The sequence below is a fragment of the Halomonas sp. SIMBA_159 genome, assembly GCF_046536035.1.
GTDB classification, from domain to species: domain Bacteria; phylum Pseudomonadota; class Gammaproteobacteria; order Pseudomonadales; family Halomonadaceae; genus Vreelandella; species Vreelandella venusta_A.
The window spans coordinates 1-306 of sequence record NZ_JAWJBT010000285.1 but is presented as its reverse complement, the minus strand read 5'-3'; the positions used below and the strand labels follow the sequence as shown (position 1 = coordinate 306).

Sequence of the window (306 nt, the reverse complement as noted above, 5' to 3'; positions counted from 1 at the left end):
AACGCTAATTCAAAAGGCGAACCTCCCCCAGCGAGTTGAAAAGTGGAGTGTAGAGGTTTTTCAAAAATTAGCAAAAGCAGAAGCAGCGGTTCATGGTGTATCTCCTGATGAAGTCCATTTTCATGAAGTGGGCGCAACCGATGCCATTATTGCTCGAGCACCCGCCGCCTCGCGTCGACCGCCTCACGGATGTGCTGTCCCCCGCGGACGAAGACCCGCTCGCGAGCCTCGGCGTACGCCTTGAGCGCCTCGACATCGTCGGGCTGGCCGCCGAGGTAGCCCCGCAGCGAACGGAGCGCGAGCTCG

At 59.5% G+C, this 306-nt stretch carries 1 protein-coding gene and 1 pseudogene; both read left to right on the top strand.

Annotated features, from left to right (window positions below):
- Positions 1-7: 7 nt before the first annotated feature.
- A pseudogene (locus R0J87_RS19325) lies at positions 8-91 on the top strand (hypothetical protein); the annotation flags it as partial.
- Between the two features lies 1 nt (position 92).
- Positions 93-306 (top strand): hypothetical protein (locus R0J87_RS19320; protein WP_498888264.1); only part of this gene is annotated, 214 nt, incomplete at its 3' end.